The organism is Phytopseudomonas daroniae (genome assembly GCF_004327285.1).
GTDB classification, from domain to species: Bacteria; Pseudomonadota; Gammaproteobacteria; order Pseudomonadales; family Pseudomonadaceae; genus Aquipseudomonas; species Aquipseudomonas daroniae.
Genome location: NZ_QJUI01000020.1, coordinates 1 through 17,202, shown reverse-complemented (window position 1 = coordinate 17,202; position 17,202 = coordinate 1). Strand labels below are relative to the sequence as shown.

Annotated in this window: 17 protein-coding genes and 1 pseudogene; 9 read left to right on the top strand and 9 right to left on the bottom strand. The window is 60.6% G+C overall.

The annotated features are described in order from the left end of the window. Positions 1-308: 308 nt before the first annotated feature. A complete protein-coding gene (locus DNK06_RS20205) occupies positions 309-1,316 on the bottom strand; it encodes a LysR substrate-binding domain-containing protein (protein ID WP_131181791.1) in 1,008 nt (335 codons plus the stop codon). A gap of 227 nt (positions 1,317-1,543) precedes the next feature. Between DNK06_RS20205 and DNK06_RS20200 the strand changes: the two genes are divergently transcribed. From DNK06_RS20200 to DNK06_RS20170, 7 genes are all read left to right on the top strand, one after another. Beyond that, complete coding sequence (locus tag DNK06_RS20200; protein WP_131181790.1) at positions 1,544-2,503, top strand: ABC transporter substrate-binding protein; 960 nt, start codon at positions 1,544-1,546, stop codon at positions 2,501-2,503. 17 nt (positions 2,504-2,520) lie between these two features. Beyond that, positions 2,521-3,546 carry an amidohydrolase family protein gene (locus DNK06_RS20195; RefSeq protein ID WP_131181789.1) on the top strand — a complete coding sequence of 342 codons (1,026 nt, stop codon included), beginning with the start codon at positions 2,521-2,523 and terminating at the stop codon, positions 3,544-3,546. Positions 3,547-3,560: 14 nt separating this feature from the next. Further along, a complete protein-coding gene (locus DNK06_RS20190; protein WP_131181788.1) occupies positions 3,561-4,406 on the top strand; it encodes an amidohydrolase family protein in 846 nt (281 codons plus the stop codon). A gap of 29 nt (positions 4,407-4,435) precedes the next feature. After that, complete coding sequence (locus DNK06_RS20185; protein ID WP_131181787.1) at positions 4,436-5,293, top strand: HpcH/HpaI aldolase family protein; 858 nt, start codon at positions 4,436-4,438, stop codon at positions 5,291-5,293. A gap of 4 nt (positions 5,294-5,297) precedes the next feature. Further along, on the top strand, positions 5,298-6,848 hold the full coding sequence (locus tag DNK06_RS20180) for an acetolactate synthase large subunit (RefSeq protein WP_131181786.1): 1,551 nt from the start codon (positions 5,298-5,300) through the stop codon (positions 6,846-6,848). Between the two features lie 28 nt (positions 6,849-6,876). Beyond that, entirely contained in the window at positions 6,877-7,755 is an 879-nt protein-coding gene (locus tag DNK06_RS20175) for a substrate-binding domain-containing protein (protein ID WP_131181785.1), read from the top strand. Between the two features lie 226 nt (positions 7,756-7,981). Beyond that, a complete protein-coding gene (locus DNK06_RS20170; protein WP_165493679.1) occupies positions 7,982-9,277 on the top strand; it encodes a LysR family transcriptional regulator in 1,296 nt (431 codons plus the stop codon). An 87-nt stretch (positions 9,278-9,364) separates the two neighbouring features. Here DNK06_RS20170 and DNK06_RS20165 read toward each other — a convergent pair whose 3' ends face one another. Together DNK06_RS20165 and DNK06_RS20160 are read right to left on the bottom strand one after the other, a co-directional pair. Then, positions 9,365-10,930: a phosphoenolpyruvate carboxykinase gene (locus tag DNK06_RS20165; RefSeq protein WP_131181783.1), complete on the bottom strand. Its 1,566-nt coding sequence runs from the start codon at positions 10,928-10,930 to the stop codon at positions 9,365-9,367. A gap of 150 nt (positions 10,931-11,080) precedes the next feature. After that, on the bottom strand, positions 11,081-12,103 hold the full coding sequence (locus tag DNK06_RS20160) for an ABC transporter substrate-binding protein (RefSeq protein ID WP_131181782.1): 1,023 nt from the start codon (positions 12,101-12,103) through the stop codon (positions 11,081-11,083). Positions 12,104-12,343: 240 nt separating this feature from the next. Between DNK06_RS20160 and DNK06_RS20155 the strand changes: the two are divergent. After that, positions 12,344-12,472, top strand: a pseudogene (locus DNK06_RS20155) (transposase); the annotation flags it as partial. A gap of 201 nt (positions 12,473-12,673) precedes the next feature. Here the strand turns inward: DNK06_RS20155 and DNK06_RS20150 are convergent. Beyond that, a complete protein-coding gene (locus DNK06_RS20150; protein ID WP_131181841.1) occupies positions 12,674-13,069 on the bottom strand; it encodes a DUF488 domain-containing protein in 396 nt (131 codons plus the stop codon). A gap of 67 nt (positions 13,070-13,136) precedes the next feature. Here DNK06_RS20150 and DNK06_RS20145 point away from each other — a divergent pair, with 67 nt between their 5' ends. Beyond that, the gene (locus tag DNK06_RS20145) at positions 13,137-13,808 is read left to right on the top strand and encodes a COG3650 family protein (protein WP_131181781.1); all 672 of its coding nucleotides are present in this window, start codon (positions 13,137-13,139) and stop codon (positions 13,806-13,808) included. A gap of 61 nt (positions 13,809-13,869) precedes the next feature. Here the strand turns inward: DNK06_RS20145 and DNK06_RS20140 are convergent, their stop codons facing one another. From DNK06_RS20140 to DNK06_RS20120, 5 genes are all read right to left on the bottom strand, one after another. Further along, complete coding sequence (locus tag DNK06_RS20140; protein WP_131181780.1) at positions 13,870-14,061, bottom strand: DUF1289 domain-containing protein; 192 nt, start codon at positions 14,059-14,061, stop codon at positions 13,870-13,872. Further along, on the bottom strand, positions 14,061-14,585 hold the full coding sequence (locus DNK06_RS20135) for a gamma carbonic anhydrase family protein (protein WP_131181779.1): 525 nt from the start codon (positions 14,583-14,585) through the stop codon (positions 14,061-14,063). The genes DNK06_RS20140 and DNK06_RS20135 overlap by 1 nt, the downstream gene beginning before the upstream one ends. A gap of 22 nt (positions 14,586-14,607) precedes the next feature. Next, positions 14,608-15,210, bottom strand: coding sequence for a CoA pyrophosphatase (locus DNK06_RS20130; RefSeq protein ID WP_131181778.1), 603 nt, complete (start codon positions 15,208-15,210; stop codon positions 14,608-14,610). 93 nt (positions 15,211-15,303) lie between these two features. After that, positions 15,304-16,065: an ABC transporter permease gene (locus DNK06_RS20125; protein ID WP_131181777.1), complete on the bottom strand. Its 762-nt coding sequence runs from the start codon at positions 16,063-16,065 to the stop codon at positions 15,304-15,306. Further along, the gene (locus DNK06_RS20120) at positions 16,062-16,988 is read right to left on the bottom strand and encodes an ABC transporter ATP-binding protein (RefSeq protein ID WP_131181776.1); all 927 of its coding nucleotides are present in this window, start codon (positions 16,986-16,988) and stop codon (positions 16,062-16,064) included. The genes DNK06_RS20125 and DNK06_RS20120 overlap by 4 nt, the downstream gene beginning before the upstream one ends. Positions 16,989-17,202 lie beyond the last annotated feature (214 nt).

The following is a 17,202-nucleotide window of genomic DNA, read 5'->3' as shown; positions in this document are numbered from 1 at the left end:
TTGTCTCCTAATAATAATTGTTAGTTGGATAGGAATACGCCATCGAAATCCCAGGATCGATCCAGCTTGTCCGGAATACCCGGATCTTTCGGGCAATCTCCCTTGCTGAATAGGCGTGTCGAAATGTTGTCCGTGCGCCATCCCAGTGTCTATTGAGAAAAGCCACTCATGCTTTAAGCAAATGGTTAACCCTGACGTAGCGAGATGGGGGCAGGATCTGACTGGTCACCGGAAAGCGCCACGGGTGAAGAGTCTCCCTGGCAGGCAACAGATCATTCGTGCCGAGACAATAGCGCCCGGGCTGCGCGTTACAGCGCGTCAGTTGAGTGACGGACTCGCTTCGCTTTGGCCAAGCGCACACCTCCGTGCGATGCTGCCTCGAGCTCCGTCGACAGCTGACGAGCAGCTTCTTCCAGGCACGAAACCATGAGTTGTGCACTGGCTGTCAGGCCCCGGTTGCGATTCCACAGCACGCCGGCCGGGCGAACCAATCGAGGCAGGCTCAAGGGAAGCGTATGAAGAGGCTGCGCGAAGTCCTTGGCGATCGATCCGGCCATTACCGCGATGAACTCGGAGACTTGCAGGTGTGCACGGACGACGTGAATCGAGAGCGTCTCGATATAATTGTTGGTCAGCGGCACGTCATTCGCCTCGAGCGCCCGCTCCAGTGGATCACGCAATATCGAGCCAGGCGGCGGTAAGATCCAGGGATAGGGACATAGATCCGACCATTTCAGCTTTTTCCTGCGGGCCAACGGATGGTGACGGCCCGTCATCAGCACCACCGGCTCCTCGAGAAGTTCCTTTTCCTCGAAGCTGCCGAGCGTATCCGGGGCCGGTAGGCGGCCCACGACCAAATCGAGGCGACCTTGCCAGAGTTCAGGCAGCAGCGACTCTGTCGTACCTTCGATCACCGTCACATTGGTACCAGGCGACCGCTGCTTCAGAATGCTCAGCGCCTGCGGCAGCAACGCCGAGGCGGAAGCAGGCAACATGCCGATGCGAACCTTGCCCTCGGCTCCCGACCTCAGGGACTTCAGCTCATCGCGGGCCTGGTGCAGGATCGCCAGCATTGCTCGCGCGTGGCGAATGAGGCAATCGCCATACGGCGTAGGCATCAAGCCCTGCGCGGTGCGTGAAAACAAGGCGAGCCCAAGCCCCCGCTCGAGCTCGGCCAATGACTTCGACACGGCAGGCACGGTCACATGAGTGACCTCGGCCACTTGGGTCAGATTGCGGTACGTGTCGATCGCCACGAGCAGGCGCAAGTGCCGCGCCTTCAGGTTGACCTGCAGGTACCAGTCGAACTCTGCCACGTCGTGCACCTCAGCAGCTTTACCATTTCGTTAAGCCTAACCCATTTTTACTCAATCGACGGAGGGGCTACTCGTGGGCAGCATACGAATGCATCCCACAGTCAAGCAGGTGGCGCAGGCACCGATTCAGCCCCGTTTGCAGAAGTCTTGGCGCTACCGCCGCGCAAAGGCTGACCCGCAAATCTGCAAGTAGTCGTTTGATAAAGATCACTAACAAGGAAAAATAAATGTCAGTTCATCTTAAGATTGCTATCGCCGATCATCCGCATACCGCAGCGATTCGCAGCGGCGCCATCCCCATCGAAGGCGTGGATGCCGAATTCATCACCGTCAAACCACAGATCGCTGCTTTTCGTCGCATGGTGCGGGATGTCGAATTCGATGTCTGCGAAATTGCCCCGACCACCTATATTATCGCCCGCGCCTATGGCGCTCCTTTCGTTGCACTGCCCATCTTTGTGGTGCGCCGCTTCCATCACGCCGGCCTGCTGGTTCGCCCGGATGCGGGCATCAAGACCCCGAAAGATCTGGAAGGCAAGAAGGTCGGCGTACGCGCCTATTCGGTGACTACCGGCGTGTGGACCCGCCAGGTGCTCATCGACGAGTTCGGTCTCGACTCGAGCAAGGTCACCTGGGTCGTCGACGACGAGGAGCATGTGACGCAGCTCAAGCTGCCGCCTAATGTCATTCATGCCTCCCGCCCCCTGGCCGAGATGATGGCCGACGGCGAGTTGGTTGCAGGTTTTGGTGCAAACGCAGGCATCGGCCGTACAGGCAACCCCACGGACGGATGGAAAGAAGTCGAGGCCGACTATCCCGACCTCTTCCCGAATGCGACCGAAGTGGAAGCCGAGTACTACGCCCGCACCGGCGTCTACCCCATGCACGGCACCATCGTCGTGAAAGACTCGATACTCGCCGAGCACCCCTGGGTAGCCAAGTCCATCTATGACGCCTTCGACAAGGCCAAAAAGGACTATCTCGCCCGACTTGATGCCGGCGAGGCCACCGACAAGACCGACAAAAAGTACCTTGAACTGCGCAAGATCGTCGGCCATGACCCGCTGCCCTACGGTATCGAAGCCAACCGCAAGACCATCGAGGCACTCGAGGCGACCGCGTTCAAGCAAGGCCTGACACCTCGTCGCATGTCCATGAACGAGCTGTTCGTGGATCCCCAAGCCTGAATTTGACGGAGCAGATCATGATTATCGATTGCCACGGTCACTTCACGACCGTCCCCGCTTCGTTCCGCGACTGGCGCGCCAAACAGATCGAATTCGCCGACGACCCGCTCAACGCGCCGTCGCTGTCTGGTGCCCATGTGACTGACGATCAGATCCGCGAAGGCGTCGGCAACGGCCAGTTGCGGCTGCAGAAAGAGCGCGGCGGTGACCTCACCCTGTTCTCGCCGATCGCCGGCTTGATGAGTCACCACCTCGGCAACGAACGCACGAGCCTGGAATGGGCCGAAGTCTCCAACAACCTCGTGCGCCGCGTCTGCGACATCTACCCTGACAACTTCGTGCCCGTCTGCCAGCTACCGCAGTCGCCACTGGCGCCACCCAAGAACTCCATTCCCGAGTTGCGCCGCTGTATCGAGGAGATGGGCTTCGTCGGCTGTAACCTGAACCCTGATCCAAGCGGCGGCTACTGGACCGGAACGCCTATCACTGATCGCGAGTGGTACCCGCTGTTCGAGGCACTGTGCGATCTCGACGTGCCTGCCATGATCCACGTCGCGGCCTCGTGCAACCCCTGCCACCACGGTACGGGCGCACATTACCTGAACGCCGACACCTCGGTTTTCATGCAGCTCCTGCAGAGTGACCTGTTCAAGGACTTCCCGACGCTGCGTCTGGTCATCCCCCATGGTGGCGGCGCCGTGCCCTACCACTGGGGCCGCTATCGCGGCATGTCGCTGGAGATGGCCAAGCGTCCGCTGGAGGGTCTGCTGGAAAACATCTTCTTCGATACCTGCGTCTACCACCACCCAGGCGTGGAGCTGCTGACCAAGGTCGTGCCGACGAGCAACGTGCTGTTCGGCTCGGAAATGGTCGGTGCCGTACGGGGCAAGGATCCAGACACCGACCAGTACTTCGACGACACCAAGCGGTATCTGGATGCCTGCACGGCGCTTTCCGATGCGGATCGCCATGCCATCTTCGAAGGCAACGTTCGGCGCGTCTATCCGCGTCTCGACAAGCATCTGAAGGCCAAAGGCAAGTAAGGCAGGGGCAGAGCATGAACATTATCGACATCCACCCTCACATCATCTCGGGCGACGAGAAGCGCTACCCGCCCGCGCCACTGTTCGGCAAGCGTTCGGACTGGTCGCAGGAGCGGCCGAGCACCGTCGAGACACTGATCGAGGCCATGGACGAGGCCGGCGTCGGCAAAGCCGCCGTCGTGCACTCCTCGACGACCTACGGCTTCGACAACAGCTACGTCGTCGACGGCTGCAACCAGTACAAGGATCGGCTCGTGGCCGTAGGCTCAGTGGATATGCTGCCCGACGACGTCCCCGCCGTGATCAAGAGCTGGGTCGACAAGGGCCTCGCCGGCCTGCGCATCTTCACCGGCGGTTCGACCAAGGATTTCGATCCCAGCGAACTCGACAACCCCAAGTCCTTCAAGGCTTGGGAGGCGCTGGCTGAGCTGAAGCTGCCAATGTGCATCCAGACCGGCCCGATCGGCCTACCCCAGGTGCGTATGCTGGCCGAGAAATTTCCGGACGTGAACATCATCCTCGACCACCTCGGGCGCCCCGACGTACTCGATGGCCCGCCCTATGCCAACGCCGCCAGCCTGTTCGCGCTTGCCGACCTGCCCAACATCTACTTGAAGCTTACGCCGCGCATCTTCGGCGACGTGGAGAGGGAAAAAGCAAGCGCCGAGACCTTCTTTCCCCGAGTGGTCGAGGCGTTCGGTGCGCAGCGCATGGCCTGGGGCTCTAATTTCCCCACCTCGCCCGGCACCCTCAAGGAGATTCTAGCGATAGCCGAGAAGGGCCTGGCCTGCCTCAACGAAGAGGATCGATCCTGGATCTTCGGCAAGACCGCGCAAAAGCTGTACCCGGCATTGCGCTGAGGCTGAATCAATTTCATGAGGAAGTGAACATGACCACCACACGTCTCAACAGCATCATCGGCGCCCTCGAATCCGGCAAGCCCGCCTACATGGCCTTTGCCAAGCTGGACAAACAGACCGCCATAGAAATGAGCGACTCCCCGTACGATGGCATTGTCTATGAGATGGAACACAACCCGTACGATGTCAGCGCGCTCGGCGATGCGTTGCAGTACATGCTGAGCCGCAAGCAGATCGCCGAATCGGGCTCGGTGGCGCCGCAGGTGACGCCGATCGCCCGTATCCCCGCCAACGGCATCGAGATGAACCAAAGCTTCGCCAAGCAGGTATTGGATCGTGGCTGTTATGGCGTGATCTGGCCGCACGTGGCAACAGTGGAACAGGCCTACAACGCCGTCGCATCCTGCCGTTATGCACGACCGAAGAGTGCGGCGCTTTACGAGCCCAAGGGCGTCCGCGGCGATGGCCCGGCCAACGCGGCTCGCTACTGGGGCCTGTCGATGGCCGAGTACTACCAGAAGGCCGACGTTTGGCCATTGGCCCCTCAGGGCGAAATCCTGGTTGGCCTGATGTGCGAGAGCACTCAAGCCATCGAAAACCTGGACGACATCCTCGCCAACGTGCCTGGCATCGGTTTCATCCTGATCGGCGAGGGCGACTTGAGCCAGGAGCTGGGTTTGCCACGCCAGTACGAGCACCCTGAAGTCCAGGACGCGATGCGCCGTATCGTCGAGACCTGCCAGAAACACAACGTGGTCGTCGGCAATCCGCATGTCACCGCCAGCAACCATCGTCGCCTGCTCGACGAAGGCTACCGCATGCTGCTATCGGCCCCCAAACGCTCTTATGGTGTGGTCGGTCAGGCTCGCGAAATGGCGGGGTACTGAGGCTATGAATGGCGCAGAAAGTCTCGTCGCGACCCTGATCGACCAGGACGTGGACATTTGCTTTGCCAACCCGGGCACCTCGGAGATGCATTTCCTCGCAGCACTGGGTGAAAACCCGAAGATGCGTAGCGTGCTGTGTCTCTTCGAGGGTGTAGCCACCGGCGCTGCCGACGGCTGGTACCGGATGAAGGACAAGCCGGCCTCGACGCTTCTGCACCTGGGGCCTGGCCTGGCCAACGGCCTGGCTAACATCCACAACGCCAAGCGCGCCTCGTCGGGCATGGTCAATATCATCGGCGAGCATTCCGCGTCGCACCTCAAGTACGACCCACCGCTGACTTCCGACATCGAGGGCTTGGCGCGTCCGCTGAGTCACTGGGTGCGTCGCGCGGAATCGGCGGACTCCATCGCCTGGGACACGGCCCAGGCCGTGGCCAAGGCAAGTGAGCATCCCGGGCAGATAGCCACTTTGATTCTGCCCGGCGACACGTCCTGGCAGCAGACCGGCGCAGCTCCGGTGCTGCCACCGCCTGTGGCGGCCAAACGCAAGACGCCGAGCGTCGAACGTATCGAGCATGTCGCCCGGGTGCTGCGCTCGGGCGAGCCGACACTGATCATCCTCGCCAACAAGGCTACACGCGGTGCGGCGCTGGAGAAGGCCGGCCGTGTAGCCGCGGCCACTGGCGCTCAGTTGGGCTCGCAGTTCTTCACGGCACGTATCGAACGCGGCGCAGGCTTCGTCCCAATCTCGCGCATCCCCTATGCTGTACCGCAGGCCATGGCTTTCCTCAAGGACTTCAAGCACATCGTCACGGTCGAGACCCGAGAGCCCGTGGCCTTCTTCGCCTACCCGGACAAGCCGAGCCTGCTCAAGGCCGAGGGAACGATGGTGCATGAGCTCGTCGAGGCCGACGAGGACAGCGAACTCGCCTTCGACATGCTGCTCCACGCGCTCGGCGCCACTAGTGTTTCTGCGATAGTCCAGCCGCGTATCCAGACGCCAGTTCCAACCGGTGCGCTCAACCCCACGAGCATCGCCCATGCGCTGGCAGCGGCCCTGCCCGAACACTGCATTCTCGTCGACGAATCGCTGACCACGGGCCGCGAGTCAATCGGACTGACCATCGGCGCGCAGCCGCACGACCTCATAAACAACATGGGCGGATCCATCGGCTATTCCACGCCCGTGGCAACCGGCGCGGCGCTGGCCTGCCCGGATCGCCGAGTGTTCTGCATGGTCGGTGACGGCAGCGCGATGTACACGATCCAGTCGCTGTGGACACAAGCCCGCGAGAACCTGAACGTCACGACGATCATCTTCGCGAACAACACCTACGCCATTCTCAAGGCCGAGTACGCCAACATGGGTGCCGGGACGCCTGGGGAGCGTGCGCTGTCGATGATCGACATCGACCGTCCAAGCATCGACTGGCAGGCCATGGCCAAAAGCATGGGGGTGCCCAGCGTTGCCGTGGATACCGCCGAAGGCTTCTACAAGGCCATGGTCAACTCGGCCCGAGAGCCGGGCCCTTGCCTGATCGAAGTCAAACTCTGAACTGTTCCTGAATCCAAAGGAGACTCCCATGGCGCTGACCCTGCGCACGAACCTGGCCGATTATCCGGTCACCAAGGCGATGAAGGATGGACGAGTGAAATCCGACCTCGTCACACTCGACTACTGCGGCCCCACGCCGGCGCACAACGGCTTCAAAGCCATGGTGCGCGAGAACAAGTTCGATGCCGGCGAACTGGCCATCCTCACTTTCCTGCAGGCCAAAGCCTATGGCAAACCTTACGTGCTACTTCCTGCGCCGATTTCGGGGCGCTTGCAACACCACTGTGCCGGGTTCAACATCGACTTCGGCCACCTCGATCCAAAGGACATCGAGGGCAAGCGGGTGGGTGTGCGTACCTACGCCCAGACCACCGGTCTATGGATTCGCGGCGTGTTGCGCCACGAGTACGGCGTAAACCTCGACAAGGTCACCTGGATGACACTCGGTGACGGCCACCTGGCCGAGTACCATGACCCGGAAAACTGCATCCGCCTACCGGCTGGCTCCAGCATCCCGCAGATGATGCTCGATGGCGAGCTCGACGCAGCCCTGCTTGGCGAGGATATGCCAAAAGATCCGCGCGTACGCACGCTGGTGCCCGATGCACATAACGCCGCCAAGGCCTGGTACGAACGCGAAGGCTTCGTGCCGATCAATCATATGTTCGTCGTCCATCAGGACATCTCGAAGAAACACCCCGAGGTCGTGAGGGAGATCTACCGCATGATCGCCGAGAGTCGCGAGTTTACCGAAGGCGGTGTGCCAGAGGTGTTCCCGCCGCTGGGCCTGGAGGCCAACCGCAAGGGGCTGCAGACCGCGATCGACTGGGCACTCGACCAGAAGATCATTCCGCGCGCCCTGTCGGTTGACGAACTCTTCGACGACCTGACGGGCAGCCTTGGATGAACGATACCGGAACGAGCGTAGTGGCGAGGTGCTGCGACCATCATGGGAGCCTTAACGTGTCGTTGGAGCGAGGCTGAACGAGCCTCCCCCTTCTCGGGCATATTTTTCGCAGGCGCGGCGTCACGGACTCGTTGGCTATCTGCCGATAAGTCGAGGCGCAATGCTGGTAGCACCCAAGTCCCGCTCGGAAACGGGCGGAGAGCCACCTCAGCTCCGGGACGACAGCATGCTCCAGTTCATACACACTCCTAACCTGCGCCATTTGCGGATGGTGCAGGTGGTCGGCATGGTAGGCGGGGTGAGCAGCGCCTCGCGAGAACTCTATACCTCACAACCGACAGTCACGCAGGCGGTAGCCAACCTTGAGGCGGAGATAGGCACTCAGATTTTCGAGCGACGCGCCACGGGCAGCTATCCGACGGCGATAGGCAAACAATACCTACTGCGGATCGACCGCTTCTTCGAGATTCTCGACAGCGCGATCGCACATGTCCTGAACCGGACAAGGAGCGGACAGGATCGCAATCTGCCGCAGGTTGACCGGCTGATAACGGGTACGCAGCTGCGCTCGCTCATCGCCACCAGCGACCAGGGGCGGGTGAGTGAAATAGCCCAGAACCTGGGCCTTTCCCCCACCTCGCTATTCCGCTCGGTTCGAACGCTCGAACGCACGCTCGGCAAGCCCTTGTTCGACCGCAGTGCGCAGGGCCCCATCCCCAACAAGACCGGCGTTTTCCTCGCTCGCGAGTTCCGTCGTGCAATGCGTGAGATCGAACTGGCGCGCGACGAGATCCTCCTTGCAGCGGGAGCCTGGAACCTTGAGCTCATCATCGGAACGCTGCCGATGGCCGGCTCGCACGAGCTGGCTGAGGCGACGCGGCGATTCATGGCCTCTTATCCCGCCGTCAAAGTGCGGCTCGTTTCGGGTGAATACCACAAGCTGCGCGCGGATCTAAGCAGCGGCCGGATCGACATGATCTTCGGGACGCTGCGCGAGCCTGACAGGGCCGGCGATGTCAGTGAAGAAATCCTCTTCTGGGACAGCTACTGCGTAGTCGCGCGGCCTGGTCATCCACTCGCCGAATACGAAGAGGTCACGCCCGCGGATCTTGCACATTTCCAGTGGGTGGTACCGCCCGTAGGCACGCCGCGGCGCACCCGGATCGAGGCCACCTTCGATGCTACACAGACGCGCCCGGGCTTTTACCTCGAGACCTCTTCGCAGACCATGAGCCGCACACTGCTGCTCAGTTCAGACACGATCACGCTGATGACGCGTTCCGAGGCACAATACGATCTCGGCCTAGGCATTCTGACCGAACTTCACTGCCCTTATCTCGACGATGTCCTGTGCAAGGGTGTGACGACCCGCAGCGACTGGATGCCGACGCGGGCGCATACAGCGTTCCTCGAAGGTTTGCGCGAAATCACCGCGCGGCCCGATTGGATCGGGCACAGAGCGGTTGGTGCGTCTGAACGGCCACTTCGTCCATCAGTATTAACCGATCAAGGGGCTGGCTAGCGGGCGCTTGAGCAATGGCTGCCCGGGTTTTCAGCAGGATCAGGCACTATGAATGCCTGATCCTGGCGGTGTGGCCGACCTGGGCTTCTATTGCAGAAGCCATCCTGACTGACTCGGCCCCGCCGCTACGATGCGTTCATCAATACCGTTGAACTTGCTGAAGTTCTCAGTGAACTGCCCGGCCAGATCCCTGGCCGTGGCGTCATACGCTTCCTTGTCCGCCCAGGTGTTGCGTGGATTGAGCAGCCTGGTCTCCACTCCCGGAACAGCCCTGGGAACCGACAGGTTAAGGCCAGGCAGATGCTCGGTCTCAACGTCGGTGAGGGCGCCACTCTGAATCGCGGCAATAATACGACGGGTCGTCGGGATGCTGAAGCGCTCACCAGTACCGTAGGAGCCGCCGGTCCAGCCTGTGTTGACCAGATAGATCCGAGAGCCGAACGCTTCAATACGCTTGATAAGCAGATCGGCGTATTCACGCGCCGGGCGCGGGAGGAAAGCTGCGCCAAAGCAGGTGGAAAAGGTCGACTTGATACCGTCACCTGAACCCATTTCGGTAGAACCCACCAGCGCGGTGTAACCTGACAGGAAGTGGTACGCCGCCGCGTCCTTACTCAGAATCGACACCGGTGGCAGCACACCGGCCAGGTCGCAGGTCAGAAAGATGATCGCCTGCGGTTCGCCACCCAGATTGTGCCTGGTACGTTTATTAACGTGCGCCAGCGGATAGGCGCAACGGCCATTTTCCGTCAGGCTGGTGTCGACGTAATCCGCTGTACGGGTTTCGTTCAAAACGACGTTCTCAACGATCGCACCGAAACGTATCGCATCCCAAATGATGGGTTCGTTCTTCTGGCTCAGATTAATGGTCTTGGCGTAGCAACCACCCTCCAGGTTGAACACTACGTCCTTGCCCCAGCCGTGCTCGTCGTCACCGATCAGGTAGCGTTCAGGATCCGCGGACAGCGTGGTCTTGCCGGTACCGGACAGGCCAAAGAACAGCGTGGTGCTACCATCGTCGCCGACGTTGGCGGAGCAATGCATCGGCAGCACTTCATTTTCCGGCAACAGGAAGTTCTGCACCGAGAACATGGCTTTCTTCATTTCACCGGCGTACTGCATACCGGCGATCAGCACCTTGCGCTGGGCAAAGTTCAGGATCACACAGCCATCCGTCTTGGTGCCGTCTCGTTCAGGATCACAACGGAAGCCCGCAGCATTGAGGATCTGCCACTCTTCCTTGCCCTTGGGATTATAGTCCGTGGGACGAATGAACAGGTTCTGCCCAAAGAGACTCTGCCAGGCAGTTTGCGTGGTCATTATTACCGGCAGGTAGTGGTTCTGATCGGCGCCCACATGAACCGTCGAGACAAACTGCTCCTGATCGGTCAGATAGGTTTCAACCCGTTCCCAGAGCGCATCGAACTTGTCGGCATCGAACGGACGGTTGACATTGCCCCAATCGATTTCATTGCTTGTACTCGGCTCTTCGACGATGAAACGATCCTGCGGCGAACGCCCAGTGCGCTTGCCCGTGGTCACGACCAGAGCGCCGGAGTCAGCGAGCTGACCCTCACCACGCTCAATCGCTTTTTCAATCAGTTGAGCACGGCTCAGATTGATGTTTACAGCACTCTCAGTTTCTACATTCATTTCCAGTTCCCTTGGCATGGCGCCAATAATGCTATTTGCCTAACAGATGCTGTCGCGCAGACGAAAGATCCAACGCGACCCGTTGCGGTCATGAGTTCAAGATCGAGGCAAACTCATCAGGCAAGGCCGCCCTACCCCGCTGCGATCGCTTCAACCGAGCAGCTTCGCTGCGGCCGTCGCCGCCGACATGTCGGCCACTGCGGCGAAGGGTTGCTTCTGCTTCAAGCCACCCAAACCGATGTACATGTCCTGCTGGTAACCGATATCGTCGTCGGTCAGCGACAAGTCCTTGGAATAAGGGCGCTGTGCCTGGATGAAATCCCACATGGCCTGTGCCGATGCCGCGTCGAATTTTTTTTCGGCGCGCCTGCGCGCTTCGAAGAAAGCGTCATGCGCTGCTGGCGACATCAAATAGTCGTAGAGCGCCCCGTAGGCAGCCATTACGGCGACCATGCCCTCGTGCTTGTCCCTGAGCGCGGAATCGGATGCATAGGCGGTCTGAAAAGTGTATTTGGGCAGTTCCTCCCACAGGTTGCCCTCGCGGATAGCCACGAGTCCGTCTTTGTCGTTCAGGTGCGAGATGCTTGAGCAGCAGGCGTCGACTTCGCCACTTACGACTGCCTGATAGCACTGATCATTGCTTCCCTTGTCGACGAAGTTCACCTGCGAAGCGTCGATGCTCTTTTCTTTCAACAGCTGCAGCATCAGGGCATGCAGTAGCCCCAGGGACGGACCGACCGCAACCGTCTTGCCCTTCAGATCGGCGAGCGTCTTGATCCCATCAGGCTTTGCAAAGACCGTCAGTGCCGTCTTTTTCATTCCGGCTCCGACAATTTTGACCCTGGCGCCTTGCTCGATCCGCGACAGCAGCCCGTTATAGCCCGAGATCATGCACACGTCCGCTGCTCCGGCGGCGATAGCATCGAAGGGACCGGTCGCGCCGCCAGCCTCGACGACAAGAGCATCAACGCCGAATTGCTTGAAATAGTCCTGCTGGTTCAGCAGTGCAGTCAGCGTGGCATTCTCCAGCCCCGGATTGACTGCGACCCTAATCTGGGTAGCGGCGGCTCGCCCTATATAAGGGACAACAATTCCACCTACGGTAAAACCCAGCCCGAGAAGCGCGGAGTTGCGCAAGAAGCGGCGGCGGTGGGGGTTGAATGTCTGGGTCATCGGCAGTCTCCTTCTTATTTTTTTATCGCTGCGAGGGAAGTATCCGAGACATAACTTCAGCCGGCAGTCTCGACAGGCTATTTTCTAGTGGCAGCGGCCAACGGCGCCAATTCAAAAAACCGCCTGGAAGATTGAATTTCTTACCGCCGGGTTGACGGTATGCAGGTGCCGGGGGCTTTCTGGATACGCGCTCGCTCGGAGTGTCCGGCCGCGTGAAAACTCACCACAGAGAGGTGTCTGATGACCAAGCAAGGTCGCACGTTTACTTCCGAGTTCAAGCGAGAGACTGGCTTGGTGCTTGACCAGGGCTACAGCCACGTCGAAGCAGCCCGTTCGCTTGGGCTGGTTGAGTCGGCGTTGCGCCGATGGAGAGGCTTTTTCGCAGCCTGAGGACTGAGTGGACTCCGATCACGGGCTACCTATGCGCCTCGTTTGCTCAGCAAGATATCGGATGTTTTCTGGTGCAACTGCCAACGGTCACATCAGGTTAACAGTGGACTATCGCCTGCGGTGGTCGAGGAAAAACTTAACGCAATTGTCCGGGATTAGTTGACAGCTACAAACAGGCTTTTAGAACTCACCGGCGTAACAAACTGGTGAGCTGCTTCCCGTGCAGCGCTCCAGCTCATCCTCGAGGAAGTCCTGCAGCACTCTGGCATTGTTGTGCTCGGTATCCCGCGCGGCATAGAGCAAGGTCAGATTTCCCGCCGCAGCCCGGGCCAGCAGGCCCTGCCAGTACTCCGGGTGAGCGGCCAGCTCGTGGCGATAGGCATCGCGAAACGCTTCGTAAGCTTCGGCTCGGTGCCCGAAGTTACGGCGTAATTGCGCTGACGGCGCCACGTCACGCCGCCACTCATCGTGGTGCAGTGCATCCTTGCGGCAACCTCGCGGCCATAGGCGGTCGACCAGTACACGGTAGCCGTCGCCCTCTTCCCAGGGTTCATAAACGCGCTTGCAGCAGATCATCGGATAGCTTTCCTTGAGATTGCCCTGCGGCCTCGGTAACGTGGCCGCTCGCCAGACGGAGAGCCACATGCACATCAGTCGCAAACTCTTAGTGTTCACCCTGTTGCCGCTGTTCGCCAGTTGCCAGGTGTACAAGGGCAAACCCGTGGATCCGGAAAAATCCCAGACGCGCCTGCAGGGCGAGTTGACCCGCGAAGCCGACCAGCTGTGGTTCAAACCTTGCCAGGATCCACGCCGCTTCGCGATCACCGAGGGTAATACCAGCATCACGCAGGACAGCAGCGAGCTGCTGGGCGATGGCCATTCGGTTCTGTTCGCCGACCTGCGTGGGCGCCTGGGCTCGACCAAGGTCGGCGGCGCCGACGGCGGGCTGGAGCTGAGCCGCGTGTACCGGCTGCAGGGTGAAGGCCATGGCTGTGACGACCCCAACTTCAAGCGCACGCTGCTGCGCGCCAGCGGCCAGGAGCCATTCTGGAGCGTGACCGTGAGCAACCAGGGCATGGTGCTCAGCGGCCCGGATCACGAACCCCTGGCGCTGCCCTATATGGAAGAGCAGTTGCCTGACGGCCGCATCAATCTGACCAGCGAAGCCAACGGCCAGCGCGTCGAGCTGTGGATCGCGCCGCAGCGTTGCGTCAATGACATGAGCGGCGCGGTACAGCACCTGAGCGCCGAGCTGCGCCTCAATGACCAGCTGATGCGCGGCTGTGCCGCGTTCGGCGGAGCGCGTAACGACTGACAGCAGCTATAAAGCAGCGGCTGCCGGTGTGGGATGTGTCTGAATCAGATGGCGCATCCCGCTACAGCAGGATGCCTTTTTCCCGGGCACGCTCATGGCAGAACTGCAGCACCTGACGGCGCTCGTCGTTGTCCATGCGGCTCCAGCGGGTGATCTCGTCGACATTGCGCTGGCAACCGATGCAGATGTCCTCTTCGTCCAGCGCGCAGACATGCACGCAGGGCGAGGCGACGGGACGTTCGACGGTTTGCATCAGTCTTCCTGCCCGGCCAGATCAGTGGCGTAACGCCTGGCGTTCTGCACGTAGTGAGCGGCACTGGCTTCGAGCAGCTTCTTCTGCTGCTCGGTGAGCTCACGTACCACCTTGCCCGGCGAGCCCACCACCAGGGAACCATCGGGAATTTCCTTGCCCTCGGCGATCAGCGCATTGGCGCCAATGATGCAGTGTTTGCCGATACGGGCGCCGTTGAGTACCACGGCATTGATGCCGACCAGGCTGTAATCACCTACCGTACAGCCGTGCAGCATGGCGTTGTGGCCAACGGTCACGCCCTTGCCCAGGGTCAGCGGCGAGCCCATGTCGGTGTGCATCACCGCGCCATCCTGAACGTTGCTGTCCTCGCCGATATGAATCAGCTCGTTGTCACCACGCAGCACTGCGCCGAACCAGACGCTGGCGCCAGCCTCGAGGCGCACTTTGCCGATCAGGGTGGCGGTGGGTGCTATCCAGCTTTGCGGATGCTGCTCGACGCGGGCATTGCCCAGGCGGTATTTCATGGCGAAAGTCTCGGAGCCAGGCTCACTTGAGGTGAATGTAGTACTCGGGCGGGCGCTGCATATCGATGCCGGCGTCGTAAACCAGATTGACCAGTTCCACCAGCATGATCGCCGTCAGCCCCCAGATCTTGTACTCGCCATAGCGGTAGCTCGGCACGTACCAGCTGTGCCCGAGGTAATCGATACGGTGGGTGACTTCACGGGGGTCGTCACGGAAGAACGCCAGGGGCACGGAAAACACCGCGGCAATCTCGCCATCGTTGGCCTGGTAATCGACGAAATCCGGCACCACACCAACATAGGGCGTGACCTGGATGCCATGCCTGGAGACCAGAGTGCTGAGCGGCCCGACGACCTCGACCAGCCCAGGCGGCAGACCGATCTCTTCCTCGGCCTCGCGCAGGGCGGTGTCGATCAGGTCGTGGTCTTCCGGGTCGCGGCGGCCCCCGGGGAAGGCGACTTCGCCGCCATGGGTAGACAGGCCACTGGCGCGCAAGGTAAGCACCACTTCCGGCTCATCGCTGCGGGTGATGGGCACCAGCACCGCAGCCTCGGGGAAGCCCTCCTGGGCTTCCATGAAGTGCGGGCTGTAGCCACGAACGCGTTGGAGTAACTCGTCCAGCATGACCATTCTCGGAATTCTTCTGCATCGGATAATGGCATGAAAGCGCGGTGCAGCCCAACCCCGCACCGTCTGAACGTGAGCAGAACCGCTACATCAGCTTTTGAGGCGATAGCCGGTCTTGAAAATCCAACCGACGGTGAGGATGCACGCCAGCAGGAAGCCGAGGATCATCCCCAGGCTGACCAACACGTTGACATCGGACACGCCGTAAAAGCTCCAACGGAACGCACTGATCAGGTAGACCACCGGGTTGAACAGGGTCACCGTCTGCCAGACCGGTGGCAGCATGCTGATCGAGTAGAAGCTGCCACCGAGAAAGGTCAGTGGCGTGACGATCAGCGCCGGGACGATCTGCAGTTTCTCCCAGCCGTCGGCCCACACGCCGATGATGAAGCCGAACAGGCTGAAGGTCAGCGCCGTTAGCACCAGGAAAGCCAGCATCCAGAACGGGTGGAGAATCTCGAAATCGACGAACAGCCGCGCCGTGACGAGGATGATCAGGCCGAGCACGATGGACTTGGTAGCCGCCGCGCCAACGTAGCCAAGGAGAATTTCCAGATAGGAAATCGGCGCCGACAGCACCTCGTAGATGCTGCCCGAATACTTGGGCATGTAGATGCCGAACGAGGCATTGGAGATGCTCTCGGTCAGCAGCGCCAGCATGATCAGGCCCGGAATGATGAAAGCGCCGTAACTGACACCGTGCACCTGGGTCATGCTCGAACCGATGGCCGAGCCGAACACCACGAAATACAGCGAGGTGGTGATCACCGGAGTGGCGATGCTCTGCAGCAGGGTGCGCCAGGTACGGGCCAGCTCGAACAGGTAGATGGCGCGGATCGCGTAGAAATTCATGTCCGATCCCTCACCAGACTGACGAAGATGTCCTCCAGCGAGCTTTCGCTCGACTGCAGATCCTTGAAAGCGATGCCGTGTTGCGCCAGCGCCTGCAGCAACGCAGCGATACCGGTTTCCTCCTGCTGGCCGTCGAAGCTGTAGACCAGCTCGTAGCCGTCGTCGCGCAGTTGCAGATCGTCGCGCTGCAGCGCGGGCGGCAGCTCGCTCAGCGGCTGCTGCAGGTGCAGGGTCAATTGCTTCTTGCCGAGCTGACGCATCAGGGTGTCCTTGTCCTGCACCAGAATGATCTCGCCCTTGCGAATCACGCCGATGCGGTCGGCCATCTCCTCGGCCTCCTCGATGTAGTGGGTGGTCAGGATGATGGTCACGCCGCGCTCGCGCAGCTTGCGCACCATTTCCCACATGTTGCGGCGCAGCTCGACGTCGACCCCGGCGGTCGGCTCGTCGAGAAAGAGGATCTCCGGCTCGTGGGACAGCGCCTTGGCGATCATCACCCGGCGCTTCATGCCGCCGGACAGTTCGAAGATGCGCGCATCCTTCTTGTCCCACAGCGACAGGTCACGCAGCAGTTGCTCCAGATAGGCCAGGTTCGGCGCCTTGCCGAACAGGCCACGGCTGAAACGCACCGCCGCCCAGACACTCTCGAAGCCTTCGTTGAACAGCTCCTGGGGCACCAGGCCGATCTTCGAGCGGGCCGCCCGGTAATCGCGCTGGATGTCGTGGCCGCCGACCGTCACCGATCCGCTGCCGGGGTTGACGATGCCGCAGATGATGCTGATCAGCGTGGTCTTGCCGGCGCCATTGGGGCCGAGCAGCGCGAAGATCTCACCCTTGTGGATGTCCAGATCGATGGATTTCAGCGCTGGATGGCCAGACGCGTAGGTTTTGTTCAGCTGCTGAATAGAAATGACCGGTTGCACGGCATTGCCTTGATCCTGAAAACAGTCGGCCATTGTAAAGAAATGCTACAAGCCACGCTGCCCCGCTTAGCGGAGTATGAGCAATCACTAGGGTCTGTTGAGATTCATCGTGAATTGATAATGGTAGCGGCAAGATTGACCATGGCGCAAAAGCTTGCATCGGTCTTGTCACAGCGCATTGCAATACGCTTGAACTCCTTGAGTTTGCAAAAGA

Bases quoted from the DNA above. Each gene is read 5' to 3' on its own strand.
- DNK06_RS20200 (WP_131181790.1), top strand. From the start codon at position 1,544: ATGTCAGTTCATCTTAAGATTGCTATCGCCGATCATCCGCATACCGCA.
- DNK06_RS20195 (WP_131181789.1), top strand. From the start codon at position 2,521: ATGATTATCGATTGCCACGGTCACTTCACGACCGTCCCCGCTTCGTTC.
- DNK06_RS20190 (WP_131181788.1), top strand. From the start codon at position 3,561: ATGAACATTATCGACATCCACCCTCACATCATCTCGGGCGACGAGAAG.
- DNK06_RS20185 (WP_131181787.1), top strand. From the start codon at position 4,436: ATGACCACCACACGTCTCAACAGCATCATCGGCGCCCTCGAATCCGGC.
- DNK06_RS20180 (WP_131181786.1), top strand. From the start codon at position 5,298: ATGAATGGCGCAGAAAGTCTCGTCGCGACCCTGATCGACCAGGACGTG.
- DNK06_RS20175 (WP_131181785.1), top strand. From the start codon at position 6,877: ATGGCGCTGACCCTGCGCACGAACCTGGCCGATTATCCGGTCACCAAG.
- DNK06_RS20170 (WP_165493679.1), top strand. From the start codon at position 7,982: ATGCTCCAGTTCATACACACTCCTAACCTGCGCCATTTGCGGATGGTG.
- DNK06_RS20165 (WP_131181783.1), bottom strand. From the start codon at position 10,930: ATGAATGTAGAAACTGAGAGTGCTGTAAACATCAATCTGAGCCGTGCT.
- DNK06_RS20160 (WP_131181782.1), bottom strand. From the start codon at position 12,103: ATGACCCAGACATTCAACCCCCACCGCCGCCGCTTCTTGCGCAACTCC.
- DNK06_RS20150 (WP_131181841.1), bottom strand. From the start codon at position 13,069: ATGATCTGCTGCAAGCGCGTTTATGAACCCTGGGAAGAGGGCGACGGC.
- DNK06_RS20145 (WP_131181781.1), top strand. From the start codon at position 13,137: ATGCACATCAGTCGCAAACTCTTAGTGTTCACCCTGTTGCCGCTGTTC.
- DNK06_RS20140 (WP_131181780.1), bottom strand. From the start codon at position 14,061: ATGCAAACCGTCGAACGTCCCGTCGCCTCGCCCTGCGTGCATGTCTGC.
- DNK06_RS20135 (WP_131181779.1), bottom strand. From the start codon at position 14,585: ATGAAATACCGCCTGGGCAATGCCCGCGTCGAGCAGCATCCGCAAAGC.
- DNK06_RS20130 (WP_131181778.1), bottom strand. From the start codon at position 15,210: ATGCTGGACGAGTTACTCCAACGCGTTCGTGGCTACAGCCCGCACTTC.
- DNK06_RS20125 (WP_131181777.1), bottom strand. From the start codon at position 16,065: ATGAATTTCTACGCGATCCGCGCCATCTACCTGTTCGAGCTGGCCCGT.